The organism is Massilia sp. Root418, assembly GCF_001425265.1.
Taxonomy (GTDB): Bacteria; Pseudomonadota; Gammaproteobacteria; order Burkholderiales; family Burkholderiaceae_D; genus Rugamonas.
In genome coordinates, this window is the sequence record NZ_LMEC01000026.1 from 533,219 (window position 1) to 547,826 (window position 14,608).

18 protein-coding genes are annotated in these 14,608 nt (G+C 65.8%); 4 read left to right on the forward strand and 14 right to left on the reverse strand.

Annotation, left to right across the window (positions count from 1 at the left end; translation table 11 throughout):
* Complete coding sequence (locus ASC94_RS30935) at positions 1-573, forward strand: RDD family protein (protein ID WP_082616947.1); 573 nt, start codon at positions 1-3, stop codon at positions 571-573.
* On the opposite strand, the gene ASC94_RS30940 is transcribed toward ASC94_RS30935, so the two are convergent.
* The 13 genes from ASC94_RS30940 to ASC94_RS31000 form a co-directional block, all read right to left on the reverse strand.
* A complete protein-coding gene (locus ASC94_RS30940; protein ID WP_056405206.1) occupies positions 570-1,298 on the reverse strand; it encodes an rRNA pseudouridine synthase in 729 nt (242 codons plus the stop codon). The two genes, ASC94_RS30935 and ASC94_RS30940, sit on opposite strands and share 4 nt — an antisense overlap.
* A complete protein-coding gene (gene ltaE / locus ASC94_RS30945; protein ID WP_082616948.1) occupies positions 1,295-2,314 on the reverse strand; it encodes a low-specificity L-threonine aldolase in 1,020 nt (339 codons plus the stop codon). The genes ASC94_RS30940 and ltaE overlap by 4 nt, the downstream gene beginning before the upstream one ends.
* A 138-nt stretch (positions 2,315-2,452) precedes the next feature.
* Positions 2,453-3,367, reverse strand: coding sequence for an SAM-dependent methyltransferase (locus ASC94_RS30950; RefSeq protein ID WP_082616949.1), 915 nt, complete (start codon positions 3,365-3,367; stop codon positions 2,453-2,455).
* The gene (gene iscX, locus ASC94_RS30955; protein ID WP_056405211.1) at positions 3,354-3,548 is read right to left on the reverse strand and encodes a Fe-S cluster assembly protein IscX; all 195 of its coding nucleotides are present in this window, start codon (positions 3,546-3,548) and stop codon (positions 3,354-3,356) included. The genes ASC94_RS30950 and iscX overlap by 14 nt, the downstream gene beginning before the upstream one ends.
* A gap of 10 nt (positions 3,549-3,558) precedes the next feature.
* Positions 3,559-3,900 (reverse strand): ISC system 2Fe-2S type ferredoxin, encoded by a 342-nt coding sequence (gene fdx, locus ASC94_RS30960; RefSeq protein WP_056405212.1) that lies wholly within the window; start codon positions 3,898-3,900, stop codon positions 3,559-3,561.
* A 14-nt stretch (positions 3,901-3,914) separates the two neighbouring features.
* Positions 3,915-5,795, reverse strand: a complete 1,881-nt coding sequence (gene hscA / locus ASC94_RS30965) for a Fe-S protein assembly chaperone HscA (RefSeq protein ID WP_056405214.1) — start codon at positions 5,793-5,795, stop codon at positions 3,915-3,917.
* A 6-nt stretch (positions 5,796-5,801) separates the two neighbouring features.
* Entirely contained in the window at positions 5,802-6,317 is a 516-nt protein-coding gene (gene hscB / locus ASC94_RS30970) for a Fe-S protein assembly co-chaperone HscB (protein ID WP_056405217.1), read from the reverse strand.
* Between the two features lie 25 nt (positions 6,318-6,342).
* Positions 6,343-6,666 (reverse strand): iron-sulfur cluster assembly protein IscA, encoded by a 324-nt coding sequence (gene iscA / locus ASC94_RS30975; RefSeq protein ID WP_056405219.1) that lies wholly within the window; start codon positions 6,664-6,666, stop codon positions 6,343-6,345.
* A 15-nt stretch (positions 6,667-6,681) separates the two neighbouring features.
* Positions 6,682-7,083 carry a Fe-S cluster assembly scaffold IscU gene (gene iscU, locus ASC94_RS30980; RefSeq protein ID WP_056405221.1) on the reverse strand — a complete coding sequence of 134 codons (402 nt, stop codon included), beginning with the start codon at positions 7,081-7,083 and terminating at the stop codon, positions 6,682-6,684.
* 24 nt (positions 7,084-7,107) lie between these two features.
* The gene (locus ASC94_RS30985) at positions 7,108-8,373 is read right to left on the reverse strand and encodes an IscS subfamily cysteine desulfurase (protein ID WP_056405223.1); all 1,266 of its coding nucleotides are present in this window, start codon (positions 8,371-8,373) and stop codon (positions 7,108-7,110) included.
* A gap of 39 nt (positions 8,374-8,412) precedes the next feature.
* Positions 8,413-8,886, reverse strand: a complete 474-nt coding sequence (iscR, locus tag ASC94_RS30990) for a Fe-S cluster assembly transcriptional regulator IscR (RefSeq protein ID WP_056405225.1) — start codon at positions 8,884-8,886, stop codon at positions 8,413-8,415.
* Positions 8,887-9,036: 150 nt separating this feature from the next.
* Positions 9,037-9,813: a hypothetical protein gene (locus tag ASC94_RS30995; RefSeq protein WP_056405228.1), complete on the reverse strand. Its 777-nt coding sequence runs from the start codon at positions 9,811-9,813 to the stop codon at positions 9,037-9,039.
* Positions 9,814-9,942: 129 nt separating this feature from the next.
* Positions 9,943-10,554, reverse strand: a complete 612-nt coding sequence (locus tag ASC94_RS31000) for a LysE/ArgO family amino acid transporter (RefSeq protein WP_056405230.1) — start codon at positions 10,552-10,554, stop codon at positions 9,943-9,945.
* A 111-nt stretch (positions 10,555-10,665) separates the two neighbouring features.
* On the opposite strand from ASC94_RS31000, the gene argP reads away from it, so the two are divergent.
* Positions 10,666-11,601: an HTH-type transcriptional regulator ArgP gene (gene argP / locus ASC94_RS31005; RefSeq protein ID WP_056405233.1), complete on the forward strand. Its 936-nt coding sequence runs from the start codon at positions 10,666-10,668 to the stop codon at positions 11,599-11,601.
* Here the strand turns inward: argP and ASC94_RS31010 are convergent.
* On the reverse strand, positions 11,548-12,561 hold the full coding sequence (locus tag ASC94_RS31010; RefSeq protein ID WP_082616973.1) for an HAF repeat-containing PEP-CTERM protein: 1,014 nt from the start codon (positions 12,559-12,561) through the stop codon (positions 11,548-11,550). The genes argP and ASC94_RS31010 overlap by 54 nt on opposite strands.
* Positions 12,562-12,686: 125 nt before the next feature.
* Here ASC94_RS31010 and ASC94_RS31015 point away from each other — a divergent pair, with 125 nt between their 5' ends.
* The gene (locus ASC94_RS31015; protein ID WP_056405236.1) at positions 12,687-13,910 is read left to right on the forward strand and encodes an efflux RND transporter periplasmic adaptor subunit; all 1,224 of its coding nucleotides are present in this window, start codon (positions 12,687-12,689) and stop codon (positions 13,908-13,910) included.
* Entirely contained in the window at positions 13,907-14,605 is a 699-nt protein-coding gene (locus ASC94_RS31020) for an ABC transporter ATP-binding protein (protein ID WP_056405240.1), read from the forward strand. Before ASC94_RS31015 ends, ASC94_RS31020 begins: the two co-directional genes overlap by 4 nt.
* The last annotated feature ends 3 nt before the right edge of the window (positions 14,606-14,608 follow it).

Sequence of the window (14,608 nt, forward strand, 5' to 3'; positions counted from 1 at the left end):
ATGAGCAAGAATGCGGCACGCGCGAACGCGGCGAACCAGCCGGCCGCCGCCATCCTGCCTGCCCAGCCGACGCCGACCGTCAAGCGCCGCCTGATCTCCATGGTGTACGAACTGCTGCTGGCGTTCGCCGTGCTGTTCCTGCCCTTCCTGATCTTTGAAATCGTCTCCGGCGCATCGCACACGCCAGTGGCCGAGCACATGCGCCAGATGCTGGCCTTCCTGGTGCTGGGTGTCTACTTCATCCACCAATGGGTGCGCGAAGGCCAGACCCTGGCCATGCGCACCTGGCGCATCAAAGTGGTCCTGCCGGGCCACGCCCACGTGCCGCCCAAGATCGCCGCGCTGCGCTACTTGCTGAGCTGGGGCTGGGTGCTGCCTGCCCTGGTGGTGGACTACGCCTTCGGCCTGAGCCGCTGGCAAGCGCTGAACGCCATCGGCGCCGGCATCCTGGTCTGGTCGCTGACGGCTTTCCTCGGCAAGGACCGCCAGTTCCTGCACGACCGCCTGGCCGGCACCCGCCTGGTGCAGCTGCCCAAGCCTGAGAAAAAAGCCAAGGCCGCCAAGGCGGCTTAAAAGCGCTCGAAGCCCTGCAGGTAGCGCCATTCGCCCACCGGAAGGCTGGACATGGCGATGCGGCCGATGCGGATGCGCTTCATGGCCACCACCTTCAAGCCCACCAGCTTGCACATGTGCTGGATCTGGCCCGGCTTGGGCGACTTCAGCGCGAAGCGCAGGCGCTTCTCGTTTTGCCAGCTGACCTTGATCGGCGGCAGCGGCTTGCCGTTGTAGGGCAGGCCGTGGTTCAGCAGCGCCAAACCATTGTCGGCAATGCTGCCCTCCACTTCCACGATGATTTCCTGCTCCAGCCCTTCGCCCAGCTTGCGCGTGATGCGGAAGTCCTGCGTCAGCACCACCAGGCCGCTGGCCATGGTTTCCAGCGGCGATTCCAGCGACAGGTTAGCCAGGTGGCGCTTGAGGAAGCGCTCGCCGCGCGCGGACTCGGCGCGCGTCGCTTCGCTCAGCAGGCTGAATACGGGCTGGCCTTCCTTGTCGATGCCGGCGCTGATGCCCGCCGGCTTGTTCAGCAGGATGGTGACCGGCGCGATCTCAAGCAAGGTGGCGTCCTTGGCCAGCTCCACGGTCTGCTCCGGGGCGACACGCGCGCCCGGCTCTTCCACCAGTTCGCCGTCCACGCGCACGAAGGCGCCTTCGATGTACAGCTCGGCCTCGCGGCGCGAGCATGGGAGCATGTCCGCGACGCGCTTGGCGAGGCGGACGGTGTTGTCTTGTTCTGTCATAGTTTGCTGAAATAGGCCGCAAAGACGGCGGCCGTGCGTTCGAGGCCGGCGCGCGGCGCGTCGAGATGGGTGACGAGGCGCAGGCGCGGCGCCATGGAAACGCGGATGTGCGCAGCCTGCAGGGCTGCCTGCAGGCCGGCCGTGTGCTGCGGCGGCACGTCCACGTAGAAGATGTTGGTTTGCGGCGTGCTGACCTTCAGGCCGGGGATTTTCGCCAGTTCGGCGGCCAGGAAGGCGGCGTTGGCGTGGTCCTCGGCCAGCCGGGCCACGTTGTGCTGCAGCGCGTACAGGCCGGCCGCGGCGATGACGCCGGCCTGGCGCATGCCGCCGCCCAGCATCTTGCGCCAGCGCTTGCCCTCTTCCACCAGCGCGCGCGAACCGCACAGCACCGAGCCGACCGGGGCACCCAGCCCTTTGGACAGGCAGACGGAGACGCTGTCGAAACCCTGCACCGCGTCGCGCAGGCTTACCCCCTGCTGCACGGCGGCGTTGCAGATGCGGGCGCCGTCCAGGTGGGTGGCCAGGCCGCGCTGGTGCGCGTAGGCGGTGGCTTGCGCCACGTAGGCCGCTGGCAGCACGCGGCCGCCGATGGTGTTTTCCAGCGCCAGCAGGCGCGAACGGGCGAAGTGCACGTCGTCCGGCTTGATGTTGGCTTCGATGTCGGCAAGGGCGATGCTGCCGTCGGCCTGGTTGGGCAGCGGCTGCGGCTGGATGCTGCCGAGGACCGCCGCGCCGCCGCCTTCGTAGCGGTAGGTGTGCGCTTCCTGGCCGACCAGGTATTCGTCGCCGCGGCCGCAGTGGGCCAGCAGCGCGATCAGGTTGGACTGGGTGCCGGAAGGCGCGTACAGGGCCGCTTCGAAGCCGAACAGTTCGGCGGCGGTGTCCTGCAGCAGGTTGACCGTGGGGTCATCGCCGTAGACGTCGTCGCCGGTGTCGGCGGCGCGCATCGCGTCCAGCATGGCTGGGCTGGGGCGGGTTACGGTGTCACTGCGAAGGTCTGTCCAGGGCTGGTTCATGTTTGCTCCGGTGGGCATTGCGGCGGATACGGCGGGTTACGCGCTACGCGCTAACCCGCCCTACGGATTGTAGCGGTGCAGGTGCGGCATCTCGTAGGGCGGGTTAGCAGCGCAGCTGCGTAACCCGCCGCGCGTGCATCACACGGCGGCGTCGGCGCGCGCCACCTGCTCGGCAAAGAAGCGGTTGCCCATTTCTTCCAGTCCCAGCGTCTCCAGCACTTCCTGCAAGCGCTCCGTCGGGCGGCGGCGCGGCAGGTTTTTGTAGCTGGCGATGATGAGTTCATTTTTCATCGAGTGCTCCCAGCCCACCAGCTCCGTCACGTTCACATGGTAGCCGTGCGCTTCCAGTTGCAGACAGCGCAGCACGTTGGTGACCTGGCTGCCAAATTCGCGCGTGTGGATGGGGTGGCGCCAGATTTCGGTCAGCGGGCTTTTCAGCTGCTTGGCCTTGTTCTTCTTCAGCACCGTGGCCACCTCGGCCTGGCAGCACGGCACCAGCACCATGAACCTGGCCTTCTTCTTCAGCGCGAAGGCGATGGCGTCGTCAGTGGCGGTGTTGCAAGCGTGCAGCGCGGTGACGATGTCGATTTGTTCCGGCAGGTCTTTCGACTCGGTCGATTCGGCCACGGACAGCGGCAGGAAGGACATGCCCTTGAAACCGAATCTGGCCGCCAGCTCCTGCGAGCGCGCCACCAGCTCGGCACGCGTTTCGATGCCGTAGATGTGCGAACCGTCTTCCAGGTGCTTGAAGAACAGATCGTAGATGATGAAGCCGAGGTAGGACTTGCCTGCGCCATGGTCGACCAGCGATACCCCGGGGTGCTCTGCCTGGACTTCCTTCAGCAGCGGCTCGATGAACTGGTACAGGTGATAGACCTGCTTGAGCTTGCGGCGGCTGTCCTGATTGAGCTTGCCGTCGCGCGTGAGGATGTGCAGTTCCTGCAGCAAGGCCACGGACTGGCCTTCGCGGACTTCGGGCATGTTGGCCGCAGCCGTGACGGTGTCGCCCAGCGCTGAGGTCTTCGCTGGTTTTGCGGTCTTAGGCTGCTTCATCGATCCACGCCTGCTGGATCGCTTCCAGGACCTTCTCGCCGCCACGGGTGTGGTCGTCGTCGAAACCGTCCAGGTCCACCACCTTGTTATGCAGGTCGGTGAAACGGATCATGGCCGGATCGGTGTCCGGGAATTTGTCGTACAGCGCTTCGGCGATGGCCGTGATGTCACTCCATTTCATGCTGCGCTCCTCAGTGCCCGCCTTCGCTGGCGTGATTGATGGTGTACTTCGGAATTTCGACCACCAGGTCTTCGTCCGCCACCACCGCCTGGCACGACAGGCGCGATACCGCTTCCAGGCCCCAGGCTTTGTCCAGCAGGTCTTCTTCGGTTTCGCTGGCTTCGCTCAGCGAATTGAAGCCTTCGCGCACCAGTACGTGGCACGTGGTGCAGGCGCAGCTCTTCTCGCAGGCGTGTTCGATGTGGATGTCATTTTCCAGCATGACGTCGCACAGGGTTTTGCCGGCGGGAGCTTCGACAACGGCGCCTTCAGGGCACAGCTTGGCGTGGGGGAGGAATACGATTTGGGGCATTGCGATCCTTAACTTTAAACTACCTGGTCCAGCGACTTGCCGGCCAGTGCGCTGCGCACGCTGCGGTCCATGCGGCGCGATGCGAATTCTTCGGTGCCGCGCGCCAGGGCTTCCACGGCCAGCTTGACAGCCTGGTGGTCTACCTCGCCGGCAGAGGACTGCGCCAGCACGGCGCGCGTCTGCGCCATCAGCGCGTCCACGTCGGCGCGCTCGGCGGCGTCCAGCAGCGTGGCGTCCTCGTCCAGCGCGGACTGGGTGGCCAGCAGGATGCGTTCGGCTTCCACCTGCTCTTCGCGCAGGGCGCGCGCCTTCATGTCCACGTCGGCGGACTTGTAGGAGTCCTGCAGCATGCGCGCCACGTCGTCGTCGCCCAGGCCGTAGGACGGCTTGACCGAGATCGACGCTTCCACGCCGGAGCGCAGTTCACGCGCCGACACGGACAGCAGGCCGTCCGCATCGACCTGGTAGGTGATGCGGATGCGCGCAGCTCCGGCCGCCATCGGCGGAATGCCGCGCAGCTCGAAGCGCGCCAGCGAACGGCAGTCGGTCACCAGTTCGCGCTCGCCCTGCAGCACGTGCACGGCCAGGGCGGTCTGGCCGTCCTTGAAGGTGGTGAACTCCTGCGCGCGGGCGCAAGGAATGGTGGAGTTGCGCGGGATGATCTTTTCGACCAGGCCACCCATGGTTTCTATGCCCAGCGACAGCGGGATCACGTCCAGCAGCAGCCAGTCGTCGCCCGGCGCGCGGTTGCCGGCCAGCAGATTGGCCTGGATGGCGGCGCCCAGCGCCACCACTTTGTCCGGATCGATGTTGGCATGCGGGATGGTGTGAAAATACTCGCTCACGGCGCGCTGCACGTGCGGCATGCGCGTGGCGCCGCCCACCATCACCACGCCGTCCACGTCGTCCGCGTCCACGTTGGCGTCGCGCAGTGCTTTGCGGATGGCGTTCATGGTCTTGCCGACCAGGTGCTTGGTGATCTCGGCGAAGGTTTCGGCCGTCACTTTCAGGTGCACTTCCTCGCCCGAGCCCAGCACGGCGTCCACCGTCACTTCGGACTTGGTGGACAGCAGTTCCTTCGCTTCGCGCGCTTTCACCATCAGCACGGCGGTGTCCTCGTCGGACAGCGGGGCCAGCTTTTCCTGCTCGTGGATCCAGCAGAACAGGCGGTGGTCGAAGTCGTCGCCGCCCAGTGCGGAGTCGCCGCCGGTGGAGAGCACTTCGAACACGCCCTTGGACAATTTCAGGATCGAGATGTCGAAGGTGCCGCCGCCCAGGTCGTACACGGCGAAGATGCCTTCGGAAGCGTTGTCCAAACCATAGGCGATGGCGGCGGCGGTCGGCTCGCTCAGCAGGCGCAGCACGTTCAGGCCGGCCAGCTGGGCCGCGTCCTTGGTGGCCTGGCGCTGCGCGTCGTCGAAGTAGGCCGGCACGGTGATCACGGCCCCCACCAGGTCGTCGCCCAGCGAGTCTTCAGCGCGCTGGCGCAGGGTGGCCAGGATTTGCGCGGAGGTTTCCACCGGCGACTTCACGCCGGCCACGGTCTTCAGCTGCACCATGCCGGGCGCATCGACAAAATCGTAAGGCAGGTTCTCGGCGTAGGCGATATCCTTCAGGCCACGGCCCATGAAGCGCTTGACGGACACGATGGTGTTCTTCGGGTCCGTGGTCTGCGCCGCTTGCGCCTTGTAGCCGATGTTGGCGTGGCCGTTCGGCAGGTAGCGCACCACGGACGGCAGCAGCGGGCGGCCCTCTTCGTCGTTGAGCACTTCAGGAATGCTGTTGCGCACGGTGGCGACCAGCGAATTGGTGGTGCCCAGGTCGATACCCACCGCCAGCCGGTGCTGGTGCGGCGCGGTCGACATGCCGGGTTCGGAAATCTGCAGTAAGGCCATTTTTTTTTAGGATTCCAGGGCGTCGAAGGTGAAGCGCACTTCTTCGCCGAATTTTTCAAGGAACATCAGGGCGCGCACGCCTTGCGCGGCGGCGTGGAAGTCGCCTGCCGTGATGCGGGCTTCGATGTCCTGCAATTGCTGCTTGCGCGCCGCGCGCAGCTGGCTGTCCAGCTTCTCCAGCAGTTCCAGGTCCTTGCCGCTGCGCGCCTCGTCCAGCTCTTCGCGCCATTCCATCTGCTGCATGAGGAAGGCCGCCGGCATGGCGGTGTTGGACTCGGTCTGCAGGTCCACGCCATTGAGCTCGCACAGGTACTGGGCGCGCTTTTGCGGGTTTTTCAGGGTCTGGTAGGCTTCGTTGGCCCGCGTGGCCCATTGCATGGCGACGCGCTTTTCGGCGTCGGTGGCGTTGACGAAACGGTCGGGATGGACGCGGCCCTGGACGTCGCGGTAGGCGCTGTCAAGCGCCCCCGTATCGACGGCGAATTGCTGCGGCAGGTGGAAAAGTTCGAAGTGGTTTTGCACGGCGCATTACGAAGAAACTGCGGATTTAAATACGGAAGCTTTCGCCGCAGCCGCAGGCGTCTTTTTCGTTCGGGTTGTTGAACTTGAAGCCCTCGTTCAGGCCTTCGCGGGCGAAGTCCAGCTCGGTGCCATCGATGTACGGCAGGCTTTTCGGGTCGACGAACACCTTCACGCCGTGCGACTCGAACACGCTGTCCTCGTCCGTCACTTCGTCCACGTACTCCAGCTTGTAGGCCAGACCGGAGCAGCCCGTGGTGCGCACGCCGAAGCGCAGGCCGATACCTTTGCCGCGGCGTTCGATGTAACGGTTGATGTGCTTTGCCGCTTTTTCGGTCAGGGTAATTGCCATGCTGTCCTCCGGCGATTAAGCCGCTGCTGCCACTGGTGCCGCGTGCTTGGCCTTGTAGTCTTCAACCGCCGCCTTGATGGCGTCTTCGGCCAGGATGGAGCAGTGGATCTTCACCGGCGGCAGCGCCAGTTCTTCGGCGATCGCGGTGTTCTTGATGGCCAGCGCCTGGTCGAGCGTCTTGCCCTTGACCCATTCGGTCACCAGCGAGGACGAGGCGATCGCCGAGCCGCAGCCATAGGTCTTGAATTTCGCATCTTCGATCAGGCCATCGGCGCCGACCTTGATTTGCAGCTTCATCACGTCGCCGCAGGCGGGCGCGCCCACCATGCCGGTGCCGACCGATTCGTCGCCCTTTTCAAAGGCGCCGACGTTGCGTGGATTTTCGTAGTGGTCCAACACTTTTTCCGAGTATGCCATTTTGATGCTCCTGTAATCTTTAAATTAGTGCGCTGCCCATTGGATCGAATTGATGTCGATCCCTTCCTTGAACATGTCCCACAGCGGCGACAGTTCGCGCAGCTTGCCGACCTTGGACTTCATCAGTTCCACCGCGAAGTCGATATCCTTCTCGGTGGTGAAACGGCCGATGGTAAAGCGGATGGAGCTGTGCGCCAGTTCGTCGCTGCGGCCCAGGGCGCGCAGCACGTAGGACGGTTCCAGCGACGCCGAGGTGCAGGCCGAACCGGACGATACGGCCAGGTCTTTCACGGCCATGATCAGCGATTCGCCTTCCACGTAGTTGAAGCTCACATTCAGGTTGTGCGGGACACGGTGTTCCATGTCGCCGTTGATGTAGGTTTCTTCGATGTCCTGCAGGCCGGCGGCCAGGCGGTCGCGCAGCGCCTTGATGCGCGCGATCTCGCTGTCCATTTCCACTTTGGCCAGGCGGAACGCTTCGCCCATGCCCACGATCTGGTGGGTAGGCAGGGTGCCGGAGCGCAGGCCGCGCTCGTGGCCGCCGCCGTGCATTTGCGCCTCGATGCGCACGCGCGGCTTGCGGCAGACGTACAGCGCGCCGATGCCTTTCGGGCCGTAGGTCTTGTGGGCGGTGAAGGTCATCAGGTCGACCTTGGTCTTTTGCAGGTCGATCACCACCTTGCCGGTCGCTTGCGCGGCGTCGCAGTGGAAAATGATGCCTTTCGAGCGGCACAGGGCGCCGATCTCGTCGATCGGCTGGATCACGCCGATCTCGTTATTGACCAGCATGACCGAGATCAGGATGGTGTCCGGGCGGATCGCCGCTTCCAGCTGGGCGATGGTGATCAGGCCGTTGTCCTGCGGTTCCAGGTAGGTGGCTTCGAAGCCCACGCGTTCCAGTTCGCGCACCGTGTCCAGCACGGCCTTGTGCTCGGTCTTCACGGTGATGATGTGCTTGCCCTTGGTCTTGTAGAACTGCGCCGCGCCCTTGATGGCCAGGTTGTTCGACTCGGTGGCGCCGGAGGTCCAGATGATTTCGCGCGGATCGGCGTTCACCAGGGCCGCCACGTGGCCGCGCGCCTCTTCCACCGCTTTCTCGGCGGTCCAGCCGTACATATGGCTGCGCGAGGCCGGATTGCCGAACTGCTCGCGCAGGTAAGGGATCATCATGTCGGCCACACGCGGGTCGATCGGCGTGGTGGCCGAGTAGTCCATATAGATCGGGAAGTGCGGCGCGGTCTTGAACTCAACCGGTGCTACCTGGGCGACGTTTTTTTCTGGGGCGTTCATCTATTACTCCAATCAGCGTATCTGCGTACTGCGAATCTATTAACCGACAGCGGCGTTGCGGTGCATTACCACCACGGCCTGCTCGGCGTGCTTTTGCCTTTGTTGATCGACCAGATCCTGCAGCGATACGGAGTCCAGGTAATCGACCATCTTTTCATTCAATGTGGCCCACAGCTCGTGGGTCATGCACCGCGCGCCGGTGGCGGCGTCCGCCCCGTGGCAGTTTTCCTTGCCGCCGCACTGGGTGGCGTCCAGCGGCTCGTCGACGGCGATGATGATGTCGGCCACCGTCACTTTGTCGGCGCGGCGGGCCAGGCTGTAGCCGCCGCCCGGGCCGCGGATCGACTCGACGATCTCGTGGCGGCGCAGCTTGCCGAACAGCTGCTCCAGGTAAGACAGCGAAATGGCCTGGCGCTGCGAAATGCCCGACAGCGTGACGGGGCCTTTGCCTTGGCGCAAAGCCAGATCGATCATCGCAGTCACTGCAAAACGGCCTTTGGTGGTCAGACGCATCACAACCTCGGTTCGGTTAAAATATCGTTCCTTTCAGCCAATCAAAACACCGATTAGTTGAACGATTTAGTCAAGTATACCAAACTTGACCAATTTTGTCAGGCACCCCTGGCAAGCGCCTTGCTTCCCCTCTGTTCCTCTCTGTTCCCCTCAAGCACGCAGCAGGCGAAGCGGCCCGAACAGGGCGTGCATGTCGCGGTTGCCGATGAAGGACAGGTTATATGGGTGCTCGGCCACGATCTGCGGCAGCGCCTGCACCACGGGCAAGCGGTTCAGCTGCTCGGCGATTTTCCCCCACAGCACCAGCGTCGGCTGCCCATCTTTCAAAGCTGCAATCACCGTCTCGAAAAACGGCAGCCAGGCCTTGGCATCTTTTGCCGGCGCCACGTGGGGGCGGAACACCAGCGAGGCGTTCAGCAGCAAAAAGCCGTGGCCCGTAAGCTTGTGCTGGATCTCGGCCAGGGTCTGGGTGGCGCCGGGCGCGCTGCGCGCCTGGGCGGCGACGGCGGCCAGCGCCGTGCCGGCGGTGTTGTCGGCCGACAGCTGGCCGTCCGCCACCAGCAGCATTTTCATGAAGTTGCGCAGCGAAGTGGCCTTGTTGACCGGCTTGGACAGGCCGCCGCCCTGCTCGTCCGACCACAAGCCCTTGACGGCACCGTCCATGAAGCAGACGCCGGTGGCGCTTTCCGCGCGCGGATACGGGCCCTCGCCCACCAGCACGTAGCGCACCCGGTCCAGCGGCAGCTGGAAGGCGGCGAACAGGCGCAGTTCGGTGGGCAGGTACTGGTCGGTGGCCAGCGCCGGCAAATAGGCCGGATCGGCCGCCGCCATCGCTTCCAGGCCGCGCAGCAGGACCGGACGCCAGGAGGCGTCGGCACGGTCCAGCGCTTGCAAGATGGCGGCTGGGAGGGGCGTTGTATTAGGCATGGGGCAAGATTTTACCTTAGCCCCGCATTCCCCGCTTGCGGCCGCCGCGCCGGCGGCCCGCCTCAGATCAGTACGGAGGTGGTGCTGGCGCCGATCAGCTCGATACCGTCGGCGTGAGCCACGGCGCCTTCACTGCAGCACCAGGCCGGCCGCCAGCGCCAGCATGATGCAGCCGGTCAGCGCTTCGATGCCCTTCCACACCAGGGGGCGCTGGAAAGCGCTGGACAGGCGGCTGGCGCCGAAGCCCAGCGCGGTGAACCACAGCAGCGAGGCCGTCATGGCGCCCACCGCAAAGCTGGCGCGCTGGTGCTCGGGGTAGTTGCCGCCCAGGGTGCCCAGCAGCACCAGCGTGTCCAGGTAGACGTGGGGATTGAGCAGGGACAGCGCCAGCACGCTGACCAGCGCGCGCTGCAGGCTGGGCGGCACGGCGCCGGCCTGCACCTGCAGCGCGTCCGCGCGCAGCATGGAGGCCCAGCTGCGCAGGCCGTACCAGACCAGGAAGGCCGCCCCGCCCCAGCGCGCCAAGCCCATCAACAGCGGCGAGTCCTGGATCAGCGCGCCCATGCCGGCCACCCCGGCGCCAATCAGCAGCACGTCGACCAGGATGCAGGTGGCCACCGTGACCGCCACGTGCTGGCGGCGCACGCCGACGCGCAGCACATGGGCGTTCTGGGCGCCGATCGCCATGATGAGGCTGGCACCGAGGCCCATGCCGTTGAGGAAGACGTGCGGAGTGAACATGGCAAGCTCGCTGTTAAGTGGAGATGCGCCATTTTCCGGGGCTTGCCGCGCAAGATGAAGCTGGATTAATATTCTTCAGGATACTTAAGAATTGCTAATCTGGAGACTGCCATGCTGCCCGACACCCGCCAGGCCGACGCCCTGCTCGCCATCATCGACACCGGCAGCTTCGAGCAGGCCGCCGCGCTGCTGCACGTGACCGCCTCGGCCGTGTCGCAACGGGTCAGCGCCATGGAAGCGGCGCTGGGGACGCCGCTGGTGATCCGCAGCCGGCCCTGCCGCCCCACCAGCGCCGGCCAGCGCCTGGCGCAATACCTACGCCGCAGCAAGTTGTTGGAGGATGAATTCCTGTCCGCCATGCAGGAAGAGGACGCGCGCCCGCTCAGCGTGCCGCTGGCCGTCAACAACGACACCTTGGGCACCTGGCTGCTGCCCGGCCTGGCGCCTTTCCTGATCAGGGAAAACATCCTGCTCGACCTGTCGCTGGACGACCAGGACCACACTTACACGCTGATGGAGCGCGGCCAGGCGCTGGCGGCCATCTCCACCGAGGCGCAGCCGATGCGCGGCTGCGTGGCCCAGCCGCTGGGCGTGATGCGCTACCGCATGATGGCCACGCCCGCCTTCGCCGCGCGCTGGTTCCCGGATGGCCTGAGCCGCCAGGCTGCGCTGGCGGCGCCGATGATGGTGTTCGACCGCAAGGACTTGCTGCAATCGAACTTCATGCAGCGCGAATTCGGCCTGCTGCCGGGCAGCCATCCCTGCCACTACATCCCGGCCAACGAAAGCTTCCTGCGCTGCATCGATCTGAGCCTGGGCTACGGCATGGTGGCCGAGCAGCAATTCGGCGACCGCCTGGCCAGCGGCGCCCTGCTCGATTTGGCACCCGGCAAATTCACCGACGTAGCGCTGCACTGGCACACCTGGCGCGTGCAGTCGCCCAAGCTGGAGCGCCTGAGCGCGGCGATCCTGGAGGCGGGACGGCGCAGCCTGCTACCGTTGCCGGCGGCGGCCGAGCACGCCCACCATAGCCAGCCCCGCGCCTAGCATCAGCCAGCTGCCCGGCTCGGGCACCGGCGACAGCAAGACCGGCGCGCAGCCGTTGAGCGGGCCGCAGGCCTGGCCCGCGATCTGGCCCTGGTCATTGATCGCGTTCGCCACGGTAATGGTCAGGCCATACGCCGGATCGATCAGGCTGTTCAGGGTATGCACCTGGCCGCTCATGTAGAGGTAGGCGGCGCCGTCCAGCCCCAGGCTGTTGCCCACCACCATGCCGAGATTGTTGACATCCAAGGCTATCATCCCCGTCGGATGGGAAAAACCGATGTCGGTCATGACGCCGTCCTGGAACAGGAAACTGCGCGAGGCCTGCTCGCCGTCCCGCTCGGCCACGCCGACCACGGCGCCCGCGTCGTTGATGCCGAAGGGGGTGATGTTGTGCCAGCCGGCCGGATTGATGGCCACCGTTTGCGTGCCATCGGTCAGGATGGCGCCGCTGGGGCCGACGCCGGTCGCCATGCCGTTGTTGTTGATGGCCATGAGCGTGGCGTCGGCAAGGTTCGGCGGTAAAGCCAGCCCGTTGCCGACCACTGTTCCGGCATTGTTGATGGCATAGCCAAAGCTGCTGAGCCCGCCGGCCTGTTCCGGCAGCGCCGTGACCACGCCGCCGGCGTAGGTATAAGCATGGTAGTAGCTGCCCGGACCATCGTAGGCCGAGAACACGACGGTGCCGCTGTTGTTGACGCCCTGGACAAAAACGCCGTTGTGCGGCGGCGCCTCGAACGTGCTCAGCACGCCGTCGCGCCAGGTGTAGCCGTAGCGGCGCCCGGTGCCATCGTCCCAGTAGCTGCCGGCGACGATACCGTTCTCACTGATGGAATGGTGTCCGAAATGGCCCCCGCCCGTGCCCAGCAAGGTGACTTTGTACTGCGGCGCGGCCTGGGCCGCAAGCGGCGCCAGCAGCGCGGGCGCCAGCAACAGCGCGCGCAACAATATAAGGACAGGCATGGCAATCCCCTTCCCGTGATGGTCAGGCTACTTATCATATTGAAAACTGACGAGTCCACGCGCACGGCAGCACGCGGCGCCGCCAACTGGCTATACTGGCAACAATTCGACCCACGAGGCTAGCAATGTCCACTCCGTCCGACCTGTCCAGACTGAAGATAGAGCGTGGCGCCACGGCGCAGGTGCCGGGGCAGCGCGCACGCCGCCGCAAGTGGCTCGGGATCGTCGTGGCGGTGCTGGCGCTGGCGGCGGCCGGCTTACTCATCAGCCGCCAGGCGGGCGGCAAGGCGGACGTGGAAACCGTGACCGTGTCGCAGGCCTATCCGTCGCAGAACTACACGCTGCTCAACGCCACCGGCTACGTGGTGGCGCAACGCAAGGCGGCGCTGTCGTCCAAGGCCACCGGACGCCTGGAGTGGCTGGGCGTGCTGGAAGGCTCGCGCGTGAAGAAGGACGAGATCATCGCGCGGCTGGAGAACCGCGACGTGAGCGCCACGCTGGGCCAGGCGCAGGCCAACATCAAGGTGGCGCAGGCCAACCTGGAACAGGGCCAGGCCGAACTGCAGGACGCGCAGCACGCCTACCAGCGCGCCGGCGAGCTGCTGGCACAGAAGTTCATCGCAGCGGCCAGCTACGATACGGCGCAGGCGCGCTACAACAAGGCCAAGGCCGCCATCGCGGCGCAGCGCGCGGCCATCGCTGCGGCGCAGGCCAACGCGCAGTCGGCCCAGGTGGCGCTGGACCAGACAGTAATCCGCGCCCCCTTCGACGGCGTGATCCTGACCAAGAGCGCCAACGTGGGCGACAACATCACGCCCTTCTCGTCCGCCGCCGACAGCAAGGGCGCGGTGGTAACCATCGCCGACATGGACACGCTGGAGGTGGAGGCCGACGTGTCCGAATCCAGCCTGTCCAAGATCAGTGTGGACCAACCGGCCGAAATCCAGCTCGACGCCTTCCCGGAGCTGCGCCTGGCCGGCGTGGTGTCGCGCACGGTGCCGACCGTGGACCGCAGCAAGGCGACCTTGCTGGTGAAGGTGCGCTTCATCGACCGCGACGCGCGCGTGCTGCCGGACATGAGCGCCAAGGTGGCCTTTCTCTCCAAGCCGGTGCCGGCCGGGGACAAGGCGCCCGTGACGGCGGTGCAGCCGGCAGCCATCGCCACGCGCGACGGCAAGCCGGTGGTGTTCGTGGTGGCGGACGGCAAAGTGCGCCAAGTGCCCGTGAGCAGCGGCCGCAAGGTGGGCGAGCTGGTGGAGGTGAAAGGCGTGAAGCCGGGCGACAAAGTGGTGTCCAATCCGGACGCCAGGCTGCACGACGGCCAGCCCGTCGCGGTGGCGAACAAATGACGGCCGCCGGCAAGGAAGGGCTGGTGCACATCGAGCACCTGGTCAAGTCCTACCAGCGCGGCGGACAGCACGTGCCGGTGCTGACCGACATCACCCTCGACATCCAGGCCGGCGACTTCACCGCGCTGATGGGGCCCTCCGGTTCCGGCAAAAGCACCCTGCTGAACCTGATCGCCGGCATCGACAAGCCGGATTCCGGCGTGCTGCGGGTGGACGGCCTGGACATCGCCGCCATGTCCGAGACCGACCTGGCGCACTGGCGCGCGGCCAACGTGGGCTTCATCTTCCAGTTCTACAATCTGATGCCGGTCCTGAACGCGTTCGAAAACGTGGAACTGCCGCTGCTGCTCACGCCCCTTTCCCGCCGCGAACGGCGCGAGCGCGTGGAGCTGACCCTGTCCATGGTGGGCCTGTCGGACCGCATGGACCACACGCCCAACGAGTTGTCCGGCGGCCAGCAGCAGCGCGTGGCGATCGCGCGCGCCATCGTCACCGACCCGACGCTGATCGTGGCCGACGAACCCACCGGGGACCTGGACCGCCAGTCCGCCGGCGACGTGCTGGCGCTGATGCAGCAGCTGAACCGCGAGCTGGGCAAGACCATCATCATGGTCACCCACGACGCCAGCGCGGCGCAGCAGGCGCGCACCCTGATCCACCTGGAAAAAGGCGAACTGATCGCCGACGCGGCCTAGGCG